We start from the raw sequence: 21,662 nt of genomic DNA, 5'->3' as shown, positions 1-21,662 counted from the left end.
GAAAACAATAAAATTCAAGGGTGTAAAATTACAACAAAATATTGTATTGACGAATTAACTCTTAATCAGATGGTTTTTGTTGACCTTGGAGAAAATCCACGAGATCAGAAAACCGAATACAGCGGCAGTGGCAGCCGTTATCAGATAATTTTCCGGTAGAATCCGCACCGGGAAGGGCAGGTCTATAGCGGCATTTGCCTTGAAAAAGCCGGTTTCCAGCTGGAGCAGACAAACGGCGGTGCCAATAATCAGACCCACTACAATGCCGGTGGTTACAATCAGAATTCCGGTGTAGAAGTATGTTCTGCGCAGGGTCGCAATGGGCAGTCCCAGTGCCAGCAGTGCACGGGCCTGTTCTTTTTTATCCAGCTGCAAAATAATGATGGCTCCGGCCAGATTAAAGGTGGTGATTAAAATCACCAGTACGAAGATGAAATAAATGAAGAGTTTTTCGATATTGATCATCTTCCAGAACGCAGCATTTTCTTCCTTTTTGGTAGTCAGTACATAGTCTTTGCCCAATACAGAACGCAGATTTGCACGCACTGATTCAGTATTTTCTGTATTTTTGAGTTTAATCAAAATCTGATATGCCGAACCTTCAGGCAGATTCAGCAGTTGCTGACCCAGTTCTATAGGAGCAATAATGTAGTTGTTCAGTTGGTCATTTCCCGAGAAAACCCCGGTTACATAAATGGCTTCTTTATTAAAGATGTCTTCTTCTTTGTTAATGAGTCCTGTACCGGCCCGGGGCATGAAAATGGTACCGAATTCAGCATCGTTGCCCACCGGCATAGATAAACGGTTGCCCAGTTGGTTTTCCATAATGACTTCATTGTGAAACTCAAAAGTGGGGTAGGTTCCGTAGAAAACACTGTTGTTAATGGGGTTCACAGAAATATAGGAAGAATCTACGGCACGCAGGAACGCGATATCTCCTTTGCCGCCATATTCTATATACACTTTTTCTTCTATGGCTTTGGAAAAACTGCTGATTTCCTGATGAGCAGATAAGGTACTCTGAATTTTACCTACATTTTTCAGGGCTTTTCCCTGGTTGCTTTTAATGGTGATATCTGCATGCAGATTCGCAATGAGGGTACGGTTCATGTCTTCAAGGCCGGAAAATACAGAGATGATGATGAACATGGCAGCTACCGCTACCATCATGGCAATGGCGGCCAGCCAGGTAATAAAGGTTACCGCTGTACTGCCTTTTTTGGCAATCAGGTATCGTTTGGCAATATAAAAAGCAGTATGAGCCACAGATTAATCAGAGAACAGGGTTGTCGCCTTCACCGCGAAGTTCTTTTTCAATTTTTTCTACATCATCCAGGGTCGTGTCCAGGTAGAATTGCAGTTCGGGGATGATGCGCACCTGTTTTGCCATTTTCTGGCCGAGGAAGTTGCGGTACTGGGATTTGTTTTCCTCTATTTCTTTCATTATCGGCTTTCTGAACTCCTGTGGAAAGATGCTCAGGTAAATTTTAGCAATACTCAGATCGGCAGTCACTTTTACATCTGAAACCGTAACCAGAAAATTCTGATTACTTTCTGAAGACTGCTTGCGGAAAAGTTCGGCGAAATCTTCCTGTATAATCTGAGAAACTTTTCTTTGTCTGTTGCTTTCGTTCATGGCGCAAATTTACTACTTTTGTTTGAAATAAACCCTGCCTGCGAAAGCATCTGTAAACAAGGCAGAAACAGTAATGAAATTTTAAATATCACTATGAAAATTGAACATTTGGGTATCGCCGTAAGATCTTTGGAAACGTCGGATAATTTGTTTGCCAGGCTCATGGGAAAAGCTTCCTACAAACGAGAATCTGTGGAGCGGGAGGGGGTGACTACCTCTTTCTATAAAGCTGGTGAGAGCAAGATAGAGCTTTTGGAAGCCAGTAATGCTGAGAGTCCCATTGCCAAATTTATAGAAAAGAAAGGCGAGGGCATTCACCATATTGCTTTCGGGGTAGTGGATATTTATGCAGAAATAGAGCGTTTGAAGGGCGAGGGTTTTATGTTTATCTCCGAAGAACCCAGGGAAGGGGCAGACAATAAGCTGGTGGTTTTTCTGCATCCCAAATCTACGAATGGGGTTCTGGTAGAACTTTGCATGGAAAAATCTTAAATAAAGTTTTGAAATCTTCAAAAAAACGTTATTTTTGCAAACCCAATTGAAACTTATATTCATTTGATAAAAGCAGGCCTTGTAACTCAGTTGGTTAGAGTAGCTGACTCATAATCAGCAAGTCCCTGGTTCGAGCCCAGGCTGGGCCACTCTTAAAATCAGCCACTTACGGAATGTAGGTGGCGATTTTTATTTATGGGATAAAACACTTGCCCAATTTTTGCCCGATTTTCGCCCGATAGTTCGTTTCATTAATAATCTTTTCCCAACATTTCCCATGTAATTCTATAAAAAGATAAGGTTTGCACAAATATGAAGAGGATAAAAAAGTCAATTTTATATTTACAATTTCCTCAACTGTAAGAAAGGATTTACATTTTAGCAATTATTTCCTGCCATATCTCGTTACTATTCCTGATCATATTTTCATTTAATATTGATATGAAACCTATTTTGCAGGTGTTCTTTACGGACTTCCACTCTTCGCCCATGTTCCTGTATGGCTCATGACGATATCGTCCAAATGCGGAGTCTTTTTGCTCGATTTGCGGATACAGGAGAATAGATTTACTTGCGCCCCAATGCAGGTTATACGTAAACATCTGTTTCAAATCATCGTCCGAAGGATTATTGTTATCAACAATTTTCCACTTGGTATCTATGATGATCTTTTCCTGATTATGGTTATTGGTTACAACGATATCGGGTCGTATCGTCTTATGCTCCCAAAAATTCTGAGTTTCCTGTGCCGAAACACTGTAATCAGAATTATCTGCGTGCCTTTGCAAAACCCTGTAAATGTATTCTTCCCAAAGTTTATTCATATCGAACAAGAGCGTCAACATTTGATCCTGTCCCGAATTGAGATTTGGAGAATAATTTAGGATCAACATTTTTGCAATGTCCAATGATTTTTGATACGGCTGAGACTTTCGGTCGAGTTTCAGTTTTTCAAAATGTTTGGCATTGAAATCTGAACAGGTGAAATCGTTGAACTCAAACAGGAGTCTTTTTACTTTATCGCGAAGATTATTGGAAACCAAATCATCAAGAATTCTCAGTGCCTGAAATAGAATCTGATGAATTACATGGTCTTTATCATAAACCTGATGTTCGCAAAAAAACCGCTCCTTATGAACTAAATTCCTCTCAATATCCCTTGAAAAAACCAATTTCCCTTTTAGAGAAAGTTGGTTGTTTTCGATCCTGCGGTATTTCTTAATCAGTCCTTTCTTTACCAACTGTTCTACCTCATTCAGGAAGATCTCATAATAAACTTCGAGGATGGAATTGTATTTCTTTTTTAAACCTGTCTCTGAAACATTGTCTACTTGAATATGTTTGCATACTCTCAGCATATTCAGGAGGACTCCCTGCCAAAGATTTTTGTTTTCTTTAGAATTTGAAGTATCCCTGTCTGCTTTGGGAAGGATTTCAATGGTTAAACCACCAACCTGTATTACTCCAACATATGAACCGAACTGAACGCCATTGTAAATCGGGGTAAAATACTTATTTCCGTTCTTTTCATTGAATTTCACGAGTGAATTGAGATGATTTTCTTTGAAACCATCTTCACCAATCCTCAGTTTCTGATATTCAAAAACCTGTATGAAATTTTTATGACTCATTTGAATTCAATAATGAACCGCTATAAATAGAAATGAAGTCTGATGCGGAAACTTCACTCATATCTTTCACAAAGAATATTTTTTTGTCTGTGAGGAACTCCACATCATCGTAACCTTTGAATTTAAAGAGGATATCTTTATTTTGCTTCGGTTCATTGTATCCCACAAAATTATCACCCAACACCAAACCAATTTTACCAAAATCACCATAAAAATACTCTTCCAACAGTGGAATGATCTTGTTTTTGAAAGTGTGTTGGAGTTGTGAAAGGTCATTTACATTGATAAAATAGGAATGGCCAATCTGATGGTCCTTATCGATCAGGATTTCTATTCTCTGATTTATGGATGTAAGCAATTTAATTAAATCAATTCCGCCCTCAATTTGTCCTCCTGTCAAATGATAATTTTCCAAAACATGTGGATCAGATTTCATTTCTGTAAATGAAAATCTCCTTCTTAATGCGGTATCCAAGGCTTCTACACTTCGATCGGCAGTATTCATTGTTCCGATGATATACAGGTTGTGGGGAACAGAAAATTCTGATTTACTGTAAGGTAAAGTAACTTCAATCGCTTCATTGTTACCCATTCGTTTATCTTCTTCTAATAGCGTAATCAGTTCACCAAATATTGAAGAAACATTTCCTCTATTTATTTCATCGCAAATCAATACAACGGGAGTGACTCCCTGTTCCACCGTATTTTTCACCGCATTTTTGAAAACGCCTGCTTCAAACTTTTTAATAATTTCATCCTGACCGAAATTTATTTCCGTTTTTTCAGATTCTTCTTTATCAGTGGGTTTAAAATAGTCTTTTTCAAATTCTTTCAGACCCTTAAAAATTCCATAAAATTCTGTTAGCCTTGGCGTAATTCCAACCACATCTTTTATTTGTTGAAGATTAATGATCTCTTTTGGATCAGAAAATTCATCATATAATTTCAACAAATTTTCCCTTGTTAGAGGTGCAACATGAATGGAGTTTGAACCTTGAGACCTTGCACGTATGGAATCATTCTTATTGATTTCGAATATCTCCATGGGTTTTCCTGAAATGGAGTAATACACTTTGGGTTCGGGCAGATTTCGGTTATAGTCCAAAAATGAATCGTACAATTCATCAAAATCGTATTGTTTTTCAATAGTTTTTTCTTTGGGTTGCTCCCTGTAACAATAATAAGATGCAACGGCACACGCATTCTTGAAAATTCCTGAGACAATTTTATAATCAATCTTACTTGATGAAGACTCTTCATCACTCATAATCGGTTTTATCCCTTCAATAAAATCCTCATAACTCAAACTTTGATGGAAAGTAGTAAACTTGATCAGTTGTTGTTTGGTGTAATCTTCGTACTTACGGATGATTTCTGCTCGTTCTTCCTTTGAATTACCATATGGTTTCCCGTCAATAATTTCAACAGAAAGTTTCTTGGTTGAAAAGGTTTTTCCCGTGCCGGGTGCTCCGAAAAGGATTTGGTTTAATGGAGATTTTTTATTCATGGTAGTTAATTTATTTAGTAGTTCATCTACATATAATCCAAAAACATCTATTCCTTCATAGTTAAAATTCGGAATCTCACTTTTAATTATTAATAAAGATTCTTGGTCATATTTGTCAATTTGCTCCTTCGTCAATACTTTTTTTTGGGTTTCTATCTGATACAAAAACCCAAAACACATCACTCGCTTGACTTCGGAGAGTTCACCATATTTCTGATTATACCATTTTTCAAAATTTTTCAAAAAATTATAATCAAAGTCATATTTATGGTGTAAGTATGCCTCTAATTTCTCCAAAACCTTCTTAAATTGGTTTCCCGTTCTCTGCAATAATTCATCCCAACTTTGAGGGAAATTTTCATTTACAGTTAACCAATATGGATCTAACTTCAAAAGATAGTCCCGATCTGAGTTGTAAGGGTTATTGTCCTTTTTAAAATTAACATCAATTTGATAGTGAAATTTAGGTACACCATCCCAAAATCCGAAAGATAGTTTGATGAAAATATTATTTCCAACATCGGAAAACTGACTTGGAATGTAACCTACTAAGACATAGTCTTTAAATCTTTGAAAATTTGCGCCTCTTCCTGCCTGTTTATTAATCTTCTCGTTATAGTTATTTTTTAATTTTATTCCAAATCTCTCGGAAAATAGTTCAGCAAGATAGTTGAGTTTTGTTTTGGTATCATTGAAAATCTTTGCCGCATCTGAATTGGGATCGTAATTTTCATTTATCAATTGCGGATACCTTTTCAAACCATTCAAATCAAAGTATTCCATTCTAAATTCATTATTATTTTTAAAAAATTCCTCCACATTATCCCCTTCAAATAAAATTTTGTGTAAGGTCTGACTTGTGGTATTTGCACCTGCATTCCACCTTGAAATTTTCTGATTATAGATTTTTTTATATTCAGCCTTAATTGTTTCGAGATTAACTTGAAGCAGATAATTGAGAGAATTATCAGGGACTTTAAAATTTGGAGTATACACATACGACACATCATCTCCACCTTTAAAATCATAATCCTTTTCAACATTATAACGTTCCTGAATCTCAGGTAAATCTTCTGATCTGATGATGAAACCAAGTCTGTCATTTTTATACGATATTACCGCCCTCATCCCAACAATAATCATCGCTTCATTACTTTGCGTAATTGCCATTCTTACACGGTAAGGATCAATATTACATTCTTTCAGTACGTTAAATGAATGATTTACAAAAAATTGGAATAACGACTTATCCTGTACATAGGTTTCGTAAAATTTCTTAAAACGTTTTAGATCCTGTTGGTCGAACTTCAAGTCTTCGTGAATCTCAAAACCAAACTTTTCAGAAAAGAGATCCCTGTTATTGTCATCTGAACTGAAATCTACTTCGATATTCTTACTTTTTGCCAACTCTTTTATAAACCATTTTACGGGTACTAAATTTCCGTCTCTTTTGAAAGAGTATTTCCAATTACGGTCTATTGCGGTTTGCGGAACATCATCTATGCTGTTCCAAAAGTCGTTTACTTCCTGAACAGGAGTAGATTCAACAAATTCTTTAAAATTCATATATTTTTGCATTCAAATTTTAGGGAATGTTATTTTTGTTTTATTGTTGATTGTTGGTAAGGTATCATTTCTTTAAAATATAAATTGAGGGGATGTGTTGCAAATTTTTTTTGCTTATCTGATCAATTTTTTAGCAAATACTAATTTATTTTCCTTAACTCTTTCAAGTTGATAAAACTTGATATTCTTCTTCTGCAACGCATTTATTATTTCCTCCTTCACTTCACTTGCAGCCCTACTTCCAAAAATAATTGATGTTACAATGTTATTTTTATGCGAGTAACCACCTGAAATACTTGTTAAGATCCTCCATTCTTTTTCATAATTCCATTCTTCTGTCTTATGAGAGACAATTTTGAAGAAATCTTCAATTTTAAAATTTAAACTCACAGGGGAATATACCTGCTTTTGATATTTAACTTGCTCAAACCTGTCATTATGGCTCGGATGCCATCCATTGATATGCTGCAATTGTAAATCAGTAATGGAATCAAAATCATATTCGATACAGTATCCCATATTACTATTTCCATAGTGTGACCACATTAATCTATTAGAAAAATCTGTAGTTAACGAGTATATACCTACATTTTCTTTCATAACTCTGATAAAATTATATATGGAATTGGCGTAATTCAAATTGGTTTTTTCATCATATTTTTTCAAACCAAGAAAACCCGCCATTTTCATTCCTGCCTTTAAACTTGTTTTAAAATTATCAAGGTTGTGAATTCCCTCATTTTGATCGTTGAGTTGATTTATGTTTGACAACCAAATTTTGTTATTTTCGATAAAATCTAAATCTCTTTCAAATAACTTTCTCCCATTGTCATCACTGATATTAACATTACCCTTGTATTTATAAAATTTAGCCATAATATCAACTATTTTCAACAATCTCAATCTCTTCCTCCGTCAAACCATACAGTTCATAAACCATTTGGTCTATTTCTTTATCGGTTGCGTCAATGGTGTTTTTAATGTCCAAGGCCTTTTGTTTCTCCTGAGAAAAATAATCTTCCCATTCTGCTTCTTCTGAAAGAGAAAGTTTTATTTTCTGTTTTGAAAGTTCTTTGATGAATTCGGGATAGGATAAACTGTACCAATCCTGCATTTTTTTGGATAAAGAAATTCCTTCAAATTTGCGTGTGAGTGTTCTTTGAAACCTGTTGGAAACTTCGTGTAAATCTTTGTTCAAAGAAATCATTTCATTAGATTTAAGCACGTATGTCTGTTGGTCTTGTTTTTCTAAATCAATTAAGGGTAGATTTCTTATATCATTGATCAAAATTTTTGGAAACAATCCCTTGTTTGCTTTTGGTGACATTTTTTTGTGAAACCATCCTATCAAACTTGAATTTAGTAATGATAGAACATATCTTAAATTAAGAACATTTTGTTCATCAATAATATTTATGATGGAGGGATTATTGTACGCTTCTTCCTCAATAATACTACAATACAATTTATCTGACGTTATTTCTCTCACTATGATCCTTTCTGTTTCAAAAAATTTGGGATCGACATAAGATGCCACATCTTTACCATATTTAATAAAACCATCAGATATTTCGTAATGATATCTTTTAAGATCTTTACCAAGAATTTCTCTTTTCCATGTTTCGTCAAACTTCATAGTGGAATGCCATAGTCGGTTATCAACAATTTTGTTCCCCTCCTCTTCACCATATTTCTTTATTAAATCACTTCTTCTATAAGGTATGTATCCTTGCGATACGGTGAGAAATGACTTTAACTTCGGAAATTTTAGAACTTTTGTAATTATTTTTTTTTCTTCTGAATTTTGGGAGAAAAGACTGAGTATATTCTCTGAATTTTCAATTAATTGCGAACGTGAACAAACTTCAATGAATGAGAATTCTTTATTATTCAACCTTGAGAGAACACATTGATAATCATTGTCGTTTTTGGAAAAAGAAAATATACAAGTTCTGACATTTGCGTCAACAAAAGTTACATCTGTAGACAAATCTACAATCTCATAAACTACAGTGGTGCTAAATATTTCTTCTCTATATTTCTGTCCGTACATAATTGATAAAAATGTATTTGGAAAAATATAAGACAAAACTCCACCTTTTCTTAATATCTTTTTATGTAGTGAAATGAAGAATATATATATTTCGAAATCAGGGACTAAAACATCAAAATTTCCCAAATATTTTTTTTCCTGATCACTAAATTTAACGCCGTACGGCGGATTCCCAATCACCACATCAAAACCGCCTTTTTCAAACACTTGAGGAAATTCCTTTTCCCAACTGAACGCTTTGTCGCCCGCCACTTCACGATCGTCAATTAATGAATTGCCACATTTGATGTTGTTATTCAGGTTATTAAGTTTTCGGTTGGGTTCTGCGGTTCTTAACCATAAAGAAAGTTTGGCGATTTCTACCGATTCCTCGTTCAAATCAACCCCAAAGAGGTTATTTTCCAAAATACTTTCAGAATGATAACTGAAAGAAATGGAAGATCCTGTTAATTTGGATTCCATTTCATCAATGTAACGGTGTTCTTCGATCAGGAAATTGAGTGCTTCATTCAGGAACGCCCCACTTCCGCAGGCAGGATCCACAATGGTGATCTGCAATAACCATTTGCGGTACTCGTCAAGTTTCTGCAAAAGATTTTCCTTGGTCTTCTGTTGCCTTTTTTTATCATTGGAATAATCCTCTTCCACAATTCCGAATTCGGTCTTTTTCTCTTCACATAACTTACCCACCGTATTTTCTACAATATACTTGGTAATGTATTTTGGAGTATAAAAAACACCGTCCTTCTTGCGTTTGGTTTTGGATTTATCAACCTCTTTCCCTTCCAACTGAGATTTTATTTCGTCAATCTCATTCAGGGAATTTTCAAAAATGTGACCGAGAATATTCACATCCACTTCCGAAGCAAAATCGTATTCGGAAAGTTTCAGGGTGTGTTTGTACAGTAAATCATCATCAATATAAATCACATCCAAAATCTCATCAGGTTTGAAGAGACCACCGTTGTATGCAAAAACATCATGATTTTTCCCCTTGAATCCTGTATTCAGATATCCGAAATATTTTTTGAATCGGTTATAAAGTGGAACATATTCATCCAAATCGTTGAGTTTATTCCACTGTTCAAGAATTTGTCTTACTGAGTTGGGAGGCAAAAGTCCACGGTCTTCGCCAAAGAACAGGAACAGGAGTCTGTCAAGTAATTTCTGTGTCTTCTTGAAAAGTTCAAGTTGGTTGTGATCGGGGTTTTGCTGTACAAAATTCTGAAAAAGTTCCCTTTTGAAAACTGAATAATCCTTGTACAGTTTTTTAGTGATCACATCTTCCTGAGAAACTGATTCGTCTTTGATTTTCTTAGGAACATTATTTTGCAGATTATCGAAATTCAGAAAGAGGTATAACAGGTTGAAATCTTCCTGAGAAAGATCAAACAGATTAAACTCCTGAAAATGAATAGTATCTTCCACATAGAACCTCAGTTTCTCAAAGTTGGATGTTATCACATAAATGCAACCAATCTGATTGTTCTTATAGTTGAATGCCTGTTGTTCAATTTTTCCAAGATCAGTGGTATTCGTTCCCTTCAGTTCTATTACTCCAACCACTTTTTCATCAATAATGATTCCGCCATCCGCTTTTTTGGTGTCTTTGATATTCCGAAGTTCTGTGGTAAGGTTGAAACCAACAGTTGGATTGAGCGTATAACCAAAAACATCAACAAACAGATCCCTCAAAAATCCTTCCTGATACTGTTCCTCCTTGGAGTTTCTGATGTTTTCCTGAACCGTAGGATTTTTGAAATGATTGCAGAACAAAGTCCATTTCTGATGGAGTTCTTCTTGGTTTTGAGTTTTTAAATATTTGGAAACAATAGTTTTTTGAAACATAAATCAATGCAAACCTTAAAAATAATAAATTTCAACCTGCGAGGCAAGAAATGTTAATAAAAAAACAGGTCAATTGACCTGTTAGTTATTAAAATTGACTTCGAAAATACTCTTGCCTCTGCTGTTCCTGTTCAGGATCATAAACTATCCTAATGTTATCATAGAAGCCATCTTCTTTCATTTCAGCAAACCCTTCCCATACATCTTTATATCTTTCCAATATTGGCCATTTCCTGAACTGAGGGTCTCCATTAATACCTGAAGTATGCATAAGATCAATAATTGTAAGTATATGGTATACAGGAACTACATCTGCGGTAAAACCTAAGAGACCGTTATAACCGTAAGGTAGATCATTTTCATTTATTGGTAGAATACGTTCTGCTTCCCACCTTTCGTATTGCACATTGTCTAATAGGTGTTGATTTTCTTTTATTTTTTGTGTATCAAGCGCATTAAGCTGCGCGATTATATGAAAATGTTTCATAAAAATTATTTTGTTATTAAAAATTAAATTATTGGCATTAGTTTTTTTAGAAAAAAACTCATCAAGGCACGCCAAATCTCAGACTACGTTTTAAATTTCTTGATTTCATATGGATTACAGTTTGGTTTTGGAAACGGGAGTACCGTTTGTAGTGACCTTTGTTTTAGGTCGTATTCTTATTAAATTAGATCAAGCATTCATTTGCTTTAGTTATAGTTTCCAAGTCCATTGAACCAATGTAATGTCTTGTCACCATTGTGTTGGAATGTCCTAACAACTCTGAAATAGTTTCTAACGGTATCGCATTTCTCCTTAGAGTAGTGGCGTAACAATCCCTCGCAGTTTTCATCTTGAATTCAACAAATCCTAATTGATGAGAAATGTTTTTTAGACTTGTGATGCAAGATGATAATAATTCTAAAAGTTCGTTATTAGTCGAGCAATTACTTTCAATCTGAAGTCTTCCACTTTGTTCCTGAAGAATTTTTACAACTTTCATCTATTGTAAATTTTTATCAATAAATCTATCATTGGGACATAAATGTTTTCCAAATCTCCATTTATACTACCCACTACACGACTTTTTAAAAATGAGTGTGCGTCAATATTACGACGCATTAACCTCAAAACATTCATAGAGTTATATATTTCGTCATATTACGTCTGAGTAATTTTAGAAAGATTCAACATGTCTTTGAGTTCAATTGTACATAAATTCCATAATGTGTTAGTTTTGATTTCTAACGGATTATTAATGTCCAATCTATCAAATTCTGTTTGAAGCCATAAGTTCGAAGATGCCGAAATACCAATTGAAGTTACGTAGGAATAAATGTCTTGAAATTTTTTTGGCGCTGATGGTTCTACTTTGATAATGGCTTCATTTTTTTCGATTCTTAAAACTTGGTGTTTTATGAAAATTGATTTTAATAGGTTTTCCACAACGATTCCCTACGAAACCCAAAATAAATGAGCTTCGGAAGGAGATTCAATTAAAAGTTTTTGGTTGTCTTCATAATGTTCTGAAAGTGAAACCTCTCCACTACTATTAATACTTATAATATCTTTATAGGAGATAAAAAACATATTGGTGTTCTAATTGATGATGTTAGAAAATTATGCATTATCCTAATGGGATTTTTTGCATTTTTTTTGGGGTTTTGTATCAAGGCTTTCTTCGGATCAAAAAAAATTATGGTAGAGAACACGCGAAAAAGAATTTAAGAAAACACGGTTTAAATCTTGAAGATAAATTTCAAATTTCAGTTTATTTCCTAGATCAAAAGGTTTTGGAAAAGTACAAAATACACAACTGTTCTTTATTTTGTCCTATATCTCGTAATCCTGTTAATCTATTGTTGTCAAAGCCTTATTTTGTAGAAATATTATTGCACGATTATTTTCCATAGAGAGATAAACTTAGCACAAATCATAAAAAAAGAAATAAATTGAAATTATATAACACTTTGAAATTCAAAATATTAAGGATAAAATAATGTAGACTCATAATCAGCAAGTCCCTGGTTCGAGCCCAGGCTGGGCCACATTGGAAATCAACCACTTGCAGAATTGTAAGTGGTTTTTTTATAATGGTGTGCTCGTAATATCGATTTTCTTATCTGAAAACAAGCCCAGTTTTTTTTTGCTGTGAACAATATGATGATCATTTAGTGTTTTTGGCAATGGATCATTACGTTTATATTATTTTCGGTATTATCAAATGTAAGGTACTGATATAAAAAAGCCGTCTCCTTTTTGGTATGAGACGGCTTTGATCATTGAGGAGGGGTTTCCCTTAAAAATTCATAAATAACTTCGGATTCACCGGTGTATTGTTCTGGTGTACTTCGTAATGAAGGTGCGGACCGGTAGATCTTCCTGTATTGCCCGATTTGGCGATGACCTGATTGACCTTCACCTGATCATTTGTTTTCACTAATAGTTTGGACAAGTGTGCGTAGAGCGTGGCGAGGCCGTTGCCATGAGATACAATGACACAGTTTCCGTAGCCTCCTTTCTGTCCGGAAAAAATCACCCTGCCTTCAGCGGTCGTTCTCACATCGGTGCCCGGTGCAACCGCAATGTCCATGCCTTTATGAAACTGAATCTGATCCGGCTCTGCCGGCGGATTGTTCATCTCTCTTACCGCTACTTTTGTAGTGCCTCCAGGGGTACTGATGTTTGCTTGCTGCGCAGTGGCAGGAACGGTGACGGTTTCATACACCGGAATGGTTTTCTTGACCACCGCTCCGGTACTGTCTTTTTCTTCCACTACTTTTACCGAAACCACTTTTCTGATGGTATTGGTGGCCGGAGCTGAAGCTATGGCAGATGTTTTGGCGGCCGGAGTGCTTCTTACAGACGCCAGCATGGTTCTGTAGGGAATCGGGTTGGTTCTTTTGCCAAAATTAGATGAAATGTATCCGTCGCTGGGCAGTCCCAGTGGTACCTGCATCAGTTTGTTCTGCAAATCCATCAGGTACTGGCTGTAGCGGTTGGACTGCCGGGCCAGATAAACAGCACTGGAAAGACTGTCTTTCTCTAATGCTTCAATTTTGGTATTGGAGATTTTTTTTATGCTCAAAAATGAGTTGATGTCCCGTATCGTTTTGTCCATCACCAGCAAATCATTTTTCATTTTCGCATAGTCTATGCTGTCTTTTTGCGTATTGATTTTCACGAGATTTACTTCGTAAGTTTTGTCATCCCGCTCATTCCACAATTTGGAAATCAGAATACCTTGTCCGAAAATTACAGCCAGAAAGCCGCCTAAGAGTACATTTACTTTTTTCTTATTTCTTAATTTCTTTTTCATAATAATCCAAACTTTCTCTCTATTATATCAGAAGTCGGCAAATTTATATAAAAAACCGTGCTGAAAGAGAAAAATTAACAAAATTTTAATAATAAAATGAAATAACGGAGATTTTACAGTAAAATTGTGCCATTTCATGATTCTTTTTATGTGAACTTCGCAATTCGGGGCTGTGCATATTTCGCTATCTTTGCACATTGATGTTAAGAAATGATAAAGAAAACGACGAAGGACAAAAAAGGCACAGCAAAGAAAGTGAAATCAGAAATTAAAGTAGGTGTACTGGGAAGCGGAAGTTTCGCTACCGCTATTGTGAAGATGCTGGTAGAAAACTGTGAAGTGGTAAACTGGTGCGTACGGAACGAGTTTGTAAAAGGGGCCATAGAATTAAGGGGTCACAATCCCACTTACCTTACTTCTGTGAGTTTTAACCTGCGCAGTCTTAATATTACTACAGATATTAATGAAATGGTGGCCGCCAGTGATATTGTGGTGCTGGCCACGCCGTCTATTTATTTGTCTGATGCCATGGACCGGCTCACCGTAGATTACAGGAATAAAATTTTTGTTTCTGCCATTAAGGGAATTGTGCCCAAAGCCAATGACGTGGTAGCCCATTATTTACGCAACGATTTTGAAATAGGCTTCCGCAATCAGGCGGTCATTGCCGGACCCTGCCATGCAGAAGAAGTGGGTATGGAAAGACTTTCCTACCTGACCATTGCCACGGTAGAAGAGGATGTGGCGAAGCAGCTGGATCAGATATTTTCTTCATCTTTCATCAAAGTAAATCCCAGTACAGATATATTGGGGAATGAGTACAGTGCTATTCTGAAAAACATCTACGCCATCGGTGCTGGGATTGCCAGTGGGCTGGGGTATGGAGATAACTTCATTGCTGTTTTTGTGTCTAATGCCATCCGGGAAATGGAAACTTTCCTGGAAGCCATCTACGAGGCGCCGCGGGATGTCAATGAGAGTGCCTATCTGGGCGATTTGCTGGTAACGGCCTATTCACTGTTCTCCCGGAACCGGAATCTGGGCAATTTAATTGGAAAAGGATACACCGTGAAATCTGCTATTCAGTCTATGAACATGGTGGCAGAGGGGTATTATGCTGCGGCTTCTGTGTATGCCACTGCAAAGGACAAAAAAATTAAAACGCCGATTATTGACACCATTTACAATATCCTGTACGAAGAAAAAAGTGCCGAAAATCAGTTTTCAAAACTCACCGCAAAACTTAACTAATCCTTATTGAATCTCCCGGCCATGAGCACTATTCAAAAACCCGCTCCGGTAATTGCCCCCGAAATTGTGGAAGAACTTCGGATACTTCCGGTGGAGGAAAAACAGGTCATCATTCATTGCTGTTTCCCTGCAGAAGCGGCACTGGGCAGCCTGATCAGAATCTGGCCGTCCACTTTTCTTGTTGATGAAGTATCCGGAAGCAGAAGCCGGCTGGTGCATGCCGAAAATATTTCCTTTACACCCATGTGGACAGAAGTGCCGCCCTTCCGGGATTATTGGTTTACCTTGATTTTTGAGGGACTTCCTGCAGATTGCAAGCAATTTGATTTGCAGGAGATGATTGCAGAGGAAGGTGGATTTTTCGTACAGAACATCCGGCGCAATCAGACGGATGTATACCGCGTAAGAGTATAAACGCGGTAAGTATTACCAAATCAGACCAGAAATGGAAAAAATCATAAAATTTGTGGGCAAATTACTGAATATCCGGATCTTTTCGGTTTTTTGCATCTTTATTTTTGCAGCCAAAGTAACGTACAGTTTCATCACCGGGTTTCCGGGTGGCGTTTTTGAGGATTGGCAAATAGCAGTAAACCTTGCACAGCACGGGGTATATGCTCAGTATATGGACGTGGGACCCACTGCTTACAAGTTACCTATATATCCGGTCTTTATCAGTTTTTTTGTGAAGTTTTTCCCGGAGTATGCCCGGGAGGCAACTGTGCTCGCACAGCATCTGTTATTTTTTGTCTGTCCCTTTCTGCTCATTAAAATTTTCAGTCTTTTCGGGAAACAAAAGGCTGGTATTCTGGCCGGTTACATGCTGATTTTCTCGCCTGCTTATTTTTATTATTCCAATGTGCTGGAGATTACCAATGTATTTGTGCCTGTATTTCTTTTTTGGATTTATCAGTATCTCAGGATATTTACAGCAAATGTCATTCATAGAAAAGATCTGATTGTTCTGGCAGTGGTTACCGGCGTTTTGTTTTTGACACAAGTGATTGTGGTTCCGCTGGTCGGGATATTGCTGCTGACCTTATTTATTCTGAAGAAAATCAGATTTTCAGGCCTTGTATTGCTGATTGCTGTGGGTGCTTTGGTGTACTCACCATGGATTATCCGGAATTATGTGGTTTTTGATAAAATAATCCTGACAAAAACACCTTTCTGGCAGAATATTTATTTTAGTTTCGTTCCGGGCGTGAATGTCTGCCCAGAGGTAATGCTGATTTCTAATGAGCATGAACGATATACGTTTCAACTGAAAAAAAGCATTTCAGAATTTGAAATGGAAAAGGTCTATCAGGCGGAGGTACAGCGGGTGCTGGACGGCAATGAAGAGGTTTATATAAAGAAAGCTTTGCAGAATGCTGTACTGCTGTGGTATGTGCCTTCTCGCTATTTTCATGACCCACTAACTGCTGTTTTTGGCAGAAAATTATATGTATTGTTAATCAATGTGCTGACGCTGTGGGCACTTTCTGGACTCTACCGGTCATATCGCAGGTTGTTTTGGGTGTCTCTGCTGCTTTTTGCTGGATTCACCGCACCATACATGATTGGGCATGCAGCCAATATGCGCTTCAAACTTGATTTTGAATGGGTGCAGTATGCGCTGATTTCATTGTTCATCTATGAACGGTTTATCAAACAAAGAATTGAATCTCCTCGGTCTTAAAACAGTTCCTGAACCACCTCCAGTGATCCCGGTATCCGGAAGTCTGTGAAATGATAATAATAGTACACCATCAGACTGTCCAGGAATGGTTTTCGTAATGCCGCAGGAACAGGGGTGTCGTAAGGTCGGGTACTGCAAATGATTTCTTTCCAGAGAGCAGACAGGGTTTCATCAAAAATGGAATGGACTTGTGTTGCGCCAAAATTTCCTGTTTCCGGATCCAGAAATAATCCTTGTTCAGCTAAAGGCAGTACCCCAGAAATGTCGAGAAATCTCATCAGAAATATAAGATGAGCCCTGTAATTCTCCTGTTCTAATTCTGCTAGAAAACCTGTAATTTCATTGTAAATTTTATGATTTTCAGACTCATTCCGGAGTACCTGGTTCAGAAAATCTGCCACAAAAAATACCACGGCGTTGTACTTCATGCTGTCTGGAGCAGATGATCTGTTCAGTAGCTCTATTTTGCTGCATGTCAGTATGCCCCCGGTTTTTATCTTGGGTGAAACCGTGAAGGATAATGCGTTCAGCGGCGTCAGAAAAGCTTTGCTTTTATTGCTTTTGGCGTAGATTCTGTGCACAAAGAAACTCTGGAAACCCTGCTCCAGAGTGAAGCAGTGCAGGATGCAGTCCTGATCTCCGTATTTCAGATATGAGAGTAAAAACCCGTTCAGCAACCGCATTTCTAGTTCACTACAGCAATTTTTGCAGTAGCTTTATCGGTTCCGTCTTCATTGGTCATCAGGACAAAATACACGCCGGATGCTACACGTTTGCCCCGCTGATTATTGAGGTTCCATTCATAATAACCGCCTCTGGCTACAGCCTGATGTACCAGGTTTCCAGCGGCATCTGCAATGCGGATGTTGGTTTTCTCGGCCAGACCGCGGATGGTGACCACACCTTTGAAGTTGGCATAGACTACAGGATTAGGGTAAACCAGTACATTTCCGAAATTGGAAGTTACATCGGCCACGTCTCCCTGGTATACTACAATCCCGTCAAAGGTGGAAAAATAGACTTTTCCTGTTTTGTGATCTACTTTAATATCGGTCACACTGTTGGTGGGAAGCGGTGAGTTTTCTCGGGTGAAATGTTTGAGGGTCTGCTCACCATTGGCGCTCATCATATAAGCACCTCCGCCTTCTACAGATACCCACTTAAAGTTTCCGGTATCTACCTCAATCTGGAGGATGGAACTGTCTCTGAAGAGTTCTTCTGGAATTCCGCTTTGGGTAATGACTACAGATTCTACCTGGGGATCCATCATGACTTCTGAAGACGCAGATGGTAAAATTCGCAGTCCGGTATCGGTGCCAATCCAAGCGTCGTCATTTTTATCAAAAGCTACAGATATGACCCCTTCTGAATTGGAAGGAAAACCATTTTGTTTGGAAAGGGTGTACGATACATCATCTGAAAGGTTGGTAGGTGAGTTTTTATAATCGTAAGCAATTAAATGGGATGATCTGGGGATCGGAACCCACATTTTACCCTCGTACATCACGGGTTTCTGGGCGGTCTGTCCCAAAGGTAAATTGCGGTACAGAAACTTATCTGCGTTGCGGTCGTAGGCCATCACTCCTGCAGAAAAAGTGCCAGTGGGACTCAGTAAAGCACTGATGGTTCCCATTAAATTATTTTGCGAATCAAATGTAAGGCCTGTAGGTCTGTTGAAAGCGGGGTGCTCGCCTGCGTCATTGGAGTTGTAAAATTTTTCGAGCGCGAAATTTTTATTTCCACCATCATAACGCATTTTGTAAATTCCTTGTCCTGCCTGCTCTGTATAATTCGTGAAAAATACTTCTGCGGGGTCAGAAGGATTGGCTACCACATCCAGCACATTAAAAGTGGTCGTGGTATTTTCCTGAAACATCATGGGATAAATCCATTCCATCCCGTTAAAATAGTAGAAGCCCAGATTTTGAGGATCCGGTAAACCACCGTTATACCGGTCTTTCCTTGCTCCGCTGGATACCCATATCTGCCCATTAAGCAATTGCAGTTTGTAAGAACGGTTATTGTAGGGCCCATCGGGTTTTATCACATTTTTAGCTACATCTATTATTCCTGAGGTTATGGTACCAGCGTAAATGGCTCCGCCAATATACGTTCCCGTATTACAATGTTGTCCCATTCCGCCGCTGGTTACAGATGAGCCGCCGGTATTGAAAACATAGATCCGTTCAGTATCGGTCACTGTAATGTGCTGTGCTGTAACCACCACATCGGTAATGCTTCCGAAGGCCTGGGGTAACTGACTGAACGTGCCTCCGGTACCGTAATATACGTTATTGGCGGTAGCTACCGCTATCGTCCCTTCGGAGTCGGCATGGATAAAATCCCCGGAAGCCACGGTGCTCCATGTGGAATACACAGGAAAGGTCACGTCAATCTCGTGCATTTTCAGCCCGGTCGCGGTGGCTGCATAGACTTTATTGTCCAGAATGGCCGCTTCATTAGCGGCTTCAAATGTGGAGCCGTTTACGAAAAAAGCAGACTGGGCAAACTCTTTACGGGTCAGATCAAAAATGGACACTCCGTAATCCACGGAAATCACAGCACGGTCTCCGTTAATGGAAATATGGTTAATGGATTTATCCCCGTTGAAACCTGTGGCTATGGGGATGTCTACCACGTATGTAATGCCCTGCGGGGTAATGATATCCATGGAACCGTTTACGTATCCTACGAGTCCGGTCTGGGTCTGCTCATTATAATCGAAGGCAGATATTTTCACTTCGTGCAGCCCGTTGGCTTTAGAAAGTTTGGTAATTTCGCCACCGCTGAGATTGTAATAGAATATTCCGTTTTCTGTGGCAGCCATCAGTTTTCCGTTATTTTCTTTAATAGCCAGCACATTGTTGTAAGAAAAAAGATCGGTCCACTTTTTAGAGGAAATATTTTGTCCGAACGCCAGAGCGCCGCTTAGTATGATAAAGGAAAATTGCAGTAATTTTTTCATGAGTTTCGGGTTATGCAATGATTTGGTCATCAATCCACTGGTTTTTCCAGGCGATGTTCTCAATTTTTTTGTCCTTGCTGAAGTAGTATTCAATGCGTCCCAGCAGGAGTCCGGCAAAACCTACCTGATTAATCAGTACATTTTTGCCTGCACGGTTGGCTAAAGTTTGTGGCTCTTTCAGGAAAGTGTGGGTGTGCCCGCCCAGAACAAGATCTATATTTTCGGTGTTTTTTACGAGGTCTTTGTCCGAAATTTTATCGGGTTCACCGGTATAATCATAGCCCAGGTGAGAAAGGCAAATGACCAGATCACATTTTTGATCTGTTTTCAGAATTGTAGAATAGTGTTGTGCCATTTCTATGGGATTCAGGTATTCTGTTTCCTGATATTGCTTTTTGCCCACCAGTCCCTTCAGCTGTACGCCGAGCCCGAAAATGCCGACCCGGATTCCGTTTTTGTTGAATATTTTATAGGGAATGGTAAGACCGTCCAGCATAGTGTTGCTGAAATCGTAATTGGAGCAGATAAAGGGAAATTTTGCCTGGGGAAGAGCCTTTTTGAATCCTTCCAAGCCATTGTCGAAATCGTGATTGCCCATAGTTGCGGCATCATAACGCATCATGGACATCAGTTTGAATTCCAGCTCGCCACCGAAAAAGTTAAAGTAAGGGGTTCCCTGAAAAATATCCCCCGAATCCAGTAGCAATACATTGTTTTCTGTTTTTCTGATGCTTTCTATGAGTGATGCCCGGCGTGCAAATCCGCCCTGGTTCGGATTCCGGGCATTGCTGGCGTCAAAGGGTTCAATCTGGCTGTGTTGATCATTGGTGTGCAAGATGGTGAGTTTCCGGGCTTTGCTGCCGGCGGTTAGGGATTGTCCTGCTGCCCAGAGTCCGGATGGCATCAGCGTCATGGCCAGTGAACCTGCACCTGCTGTTTGTATGAATTTTTTTCTGTCCATTGCTTACTTGTTGGGTTTGTTTTTGAAAATCAAACGTAAATCTGAGGGTGCCTTAATCACCGGATTGGCTTTAAATTTTTCCAGGAATAAATCGCGCATTTTGATTCCGGTAGCGGTCATTTCACCTTTCGAAAAGAAATTCATGCTGTCGCCACCCAGTGCCAGATAGTCTGAGGTGGCTATGTGGTAGGTTTTGGTCTTGTCTGCAGGCTTGCCGTTAATGAGCATGCGTGTAAGGGTTTGTCCGCGTTCGGTTTCAATCAGCAGATGGGAAACCGGGTTGTTTTTCTGGGTGCTCAGGTAGTAATCAAACAGACCCTGCATCTGTTCACCGGTCAGTTTTACAATGACTACTTCATTTTCAAAAGGCATCACCTGATAAATGTGTTTGGTGAGAATGTCGCCTACGCCAATACTGGTGCGGATTCCGCCGATATTAATGACTGCGCCGTCTACTTCGGGCATCTTGTTCTGTGCGGCCCACTCATTGGCTCCTTCATACACAAAATCTGCCAGCAGGTTGCCTAGATTACTGTTGTCTCCCTGCTTATTCAGATCTGTGTCTGTATAAGAGATTTTGGTGTTCATAATGCTTTCCAGTTCCTTTTTATAAGGCGCAATAATCTGCAGGAAATTCTGGTCTTCCGGCAAATCCTGAGTCAGGGAAATATTCTTCCCGGTCTCTACACGGTTCATGGCGAGGGGAGCTCTGCACGAGGCCAGAAAAACCAATAACAGCAGGGTGCTGATGCTTCTGTATTTCATACGT

16 protein-coding genes and 1 tRNA gene are annotated in these 21,662 nt (G+C 38.5%); 5 read left to right on the top strand and 12 right to left on the bottom strand.

Features of this window, described 5'->3' with window-relative positions:
* Nucleotides 1-54: 54 nt before the first annotated feature.
* Both LKO26_RS08380 and rbfA read right to left on the bottom strand, forming a co-directional pair.
* Nucleotides 55-1,266: an ABC transporter permease gene (locus LKO26_RS08380; protein ID WP_227587406.1), complete on the bottom strand. Its 1,212-nt coding sequence runs from the start codon at nt 1,264-1,266 to the stop codon at nt 55-57.
* A 7-nt stretch (nt 1,267-1,273) separates the two neighbouring features.
* Nucleotides 1,274-1,636, bottom strand: coding sequence for a 30S ribosome-binding factor RbfA (gene rbfA, locus LKO26_RS08375; RefSeq protein WP_227587405.1), 363 nt, complete (start codon nt 1,634-1,636; stop codon nt 1,274-1,276).
* Nucleotides 1,637-1,729: 93 nt separating this feature from the next.
* Between rbfA and mce the strand changes: the two genes are divergently transcribed.
* Together mce and LKO26_RS08365 are read left to right on the top strand one after the other, a co-directional pair.
* A complete protein-coding gene (mce, locus tag LKO26_RS08370) occupies nt 1,730-2,128 on the top strand; it encodes a methylmalonyl-CoA epimerase (protein ID WP_227587404.1) in 399 nt (132 codons plus the stop codon).
* Between the two features lie 75 nt (nt 2,129-2,203).
* Nucleotides 2,204-2,277 (top strand) — tRNA-Ile (locus tag LKO26_RS08365).
* A 222-nt stretch (nt 2,278-2,499) separates the two neighbouring features.
* On the opposite strand, the gene LKO26_RS08360 is transcribed toward LKO26_RS08365, so the two are convergent.
* The 6 genes from LKO26_RS08360 to LKO26_RS08335 form a co-directional block, all read right to left on the bottom strand.
* Nucleotides 2,500-3,759: an McrC family protein gene (locus tag LKO26_RS08360; protein ID WP_227587403.1), complete on the bottom strand. Its 1,260-nt coding sequence runs from the start codon at nt 3,757-3,759 to the stop codon at nt 2,500-2,502.
* Nucleotides 3,749-6,832 carry an McrB family protein gene (locus tag LKO26_RS08355; RefSeq protein WP_227587402.1) on the bottom strand — a complete coding sequence of 1,028 codons (3,084 nt, stop codon included), beginning with the start codon at nt 6,830-6,832 and terminating at the stop codon, nt 3,749-3,751. The genes LKO26_RS08360 and LKO26_RS08355 overlap by 11 nt, the downstream gene beginning before the upstream one ends.
* 114 nt (nt 6,833-6,946) lie before the next feature.
* Entirely contained in the window at nt 6,947-7,708 is a 762-nt protein-coding gene (locus LKO26_RS08350; protein ID WP_227587401.1) for a DUF2971 domain-containing protein, read from the bottom strand.
* Between the two features lie 4 nt (nt 7,709-7,712).
* Complete coding sequence (locus LKO26_RS08345; protein ID WP_317206378.1) at nt 7,713-10,580, bottom strand: Eco57I restriction-modification methylase domain-containing protein; 2,868 nt, start codon at nt 10,578-10,580, stop codon at nt 7,713-7,715.
* Between the two features lie 241 nt (nt 10,581-10,821).
* Nucleotides 10,822-11,220: a hypothetical protein gene (locus tag LKO26_RS08340; protein ID WP_227587399.1), complete on the bottom strand. Its 399-nt coding sequence runs from the start codon at nt 11,218-11,220 to the stop codon at nt 10,822-10,824.
* A gap of 1,795 nt (nt 11,221-13,015) precedes the next feature.
* A complete protein-coding gene (locus LKO26_RS08335) occupies nt 13,016-14,035 on the bottom strand; it encodes a M23 family metallopeptidase (protein WP_227587398.1) in 1,020 nt (339 codons plus the stop codon).
* A 210-nt stretch (nt 14,036-14,245) separates the two neighbouring features.
* Between LKO26_RS08335 and LKO26_RS08330 the strand changes: the two genes are divergently transcribed.
* From LKO26_RS08330 to LKO26_RS08320, 3 genes are read left to right on the top strand one after another with little or no spacing between them, the layout of a single operon-like run.
* On the top strand, nt 14,246-15,286 hold the full coding sequence (locus LKO26_RS08330; RefSeq protein ID WP_227587397.1) for an NAD(P)H-dependent glycerol-3-phosphate dehydrogenase: 1,041 nt from the start codon (nt 14,246-14,248) through the stop codon (nt 15,284-15,286).
* A 21-nt stretch (nt 15,287-15,307) separates the two neighbouring features.
* Nucleotides 15,308-15,700 carry a hypothetical protein gene (locus tag LKO26_RS08325; RefSeq protein ID WP_227587396.1) on the top strand — a complete coding sequence of 131 codons (393 nt, stop codon included), beginning with the start codon at nt 15,308-15,310 and terminating at the stop codon, nt 15,698-15,700.
* A 31-nt stretch (nt 15,701-15,731) separates the two neighbouring features.
* Entirely contained in the window at nt 15,732-16,967 is a 1,236-nt protein-coding gene (locus LKO26_RS08320) for a glycosyltransferase family 39 protein (protein WP_227587395.1), read from the top strand.
* Here the strand turns inward: LKO26_RS08320 and recO are convergent.
* Genes recO through LKO26_RS08300 form a run of 4 tightly spaced genes read right to left on the bottom strand, consistent with a single transcriptional unit; the run spans nt 16,964 to nt 21,658 of the window.
* Nucleotides 16,964-17,650: a DNA repair protein RecO gene (gene recO, locus LKO26_RS08315; protein ID WP_227587394.1), complete on the bottom strand. Its 687-nt coding sequence runs from the start codon at nt 17,648-17,650 to the stop codon at nt 16,964-16,966. The two genes, LKO26_RS08320 and recO, sit on opposite strands and share 4 nt — an antisense overlap.
* Nucleotides 17,651-17,652: 2 nt before the next feature.
* Entirely contained in the window at nt 17,653-19,932 is a 2,280-nt protein-coding gene (locus tag LKO26_RS08310) for a T9SS type A sorting domain-containing protein (protein WP_227587393.1), read from the bottom strand.
* 10 nt (nt 19,933-19,942) lie between these two features.
* Nucleotides 19,943-20,893, bottom strand: coding sequence for a bifunctional metallophosphatase/5'-nucleotidase (locus LKO26_RS08305; RefSeq protein WP_227587392.1), 951 nt, complete (start codon nt 20,891-20,893; stop codon nt 19,943-19,945).
* A 3-nt stretch (nt 20,894-20,896) separates the two neighbouring features.
* Nucleotides 20,897-21,658, bottom strand: coding sequence for a 5'-nucleotidase C-terminal domain-containing protein (locus tag LKO26_RS08300; protein ID WP_227587391.1), 762 nt, complete (start codon nt 21,656-21,658; stop codon nt 20,897-20,899).
* Nucleotides 21,659-21,662 lie beyond the last annotated feature (4 nt).

This window comes from Chryseobacterium sp. MFBS3-17, assembly GCF_020687745.1.
Classification (GTDB): domain Bacteria; phylum Bacteroidota; class Bacteroidia; order Flavobacteriales; family Weeksellaceae; genus Marnyiella.
The sequence above is the reverse complement of the archived record's forward strand: the minus strand, read 5'-3'. Positions and strand labels throughout refer to the sequence as shown.

Coding starts and splice junctions, on each gene's coding strand:
- LKO26_RS08355 (WP_227587402.1), bottom strand. CDS start 6,832: ATGAATTTTAAAGAATTTGTTGAATCTACTCCTGTTCAGGAAGTAAAC.
- LKO26_RS08325 (WP_227587396.1), top strand. CDS start 15,308: ATGAGCACTATTCAAAAACCCGCTCCGGTAATTGCCCCCGAAATTGTG.
- LKO26_RS08330 (WP_227587397.1), top strand. CDS start 14,246: ATGATAAAGAAAACGACGAAGGACAAAAAAGGCACAGCAAAGAAAGTG.
- LKO26_RS08350 (WP_227587401.1), bottom strand. CDS start 7,708: ATGGCTAAATTTTATAAATACAAGGGTAATGTTAATATCAGTGATGAC.
- LKO26_RS08310 (WP_227587393.1), bottom strand. CDS start 19,932: ATGAAAAAATTACTGCAATTTTCCTTTATCATACTAAGCGGCGCTCTG.
- LKO26_RS08360 (WP_227587403.1), bottom strand. CDS start 3,759: ATGAGTCATAAAAATTTCATACAGGTTTTTGAATATCAGAAACTGAGG.
- LKO26_RS08340 (WP_227587399.1), bottom strand. CDS start 11,220: ATGAAACATTTTCATATAATCGCGCAGCTTAATGCGCTTGATACACAA.
- LKO26_RS08335 (WP_227587398.1), bottom strand. CDS start 14,035: ATGAAAAAGAAATTAAGAAATAAGAAAAAAGTAAATGTACTCTTAGGC.
- LKO26_RS08300 (WP_227587391.1), bottom strand. CDS start 21,658: ATGAAATACAGAAGCATCAGCACCCTGCTGTTATTGGTTTTTCTGGCC.
- rbfA (WP_227587405.1), bottom strand. CDS start 1,636: ATGAACGAAAGCAACAGACAAAGAAAAGTTTCTCAGATTATACAGGAA.
- recO (WP_227587394.1), bottom strand. CDS start 17,650: ATGCGGTTGCTGAACGGGTTTTTACTCTCATATCTGAAATACGGAGAT.
- LKO26_RS08320 (WP_227587395.1), top strand. CDS start 15,732: ATGGAAAAAATCATAAAATTTGTGGGCAAATTACTGAATATCCGGATC.
- mce (WP_227587404.1), top strand. CDS start 1,730: ATGAAAATTGAACATTTGGGTATCGCCGTAAGATCTTTGGAAACGTCG.
- LKO26_RS08305 (WP_227587392.1), bottom strand. CDS start 20,893: ATGGACAGAAAAAAATTCATACAAACAGCAGGTGCAGGTTCACTGGCC.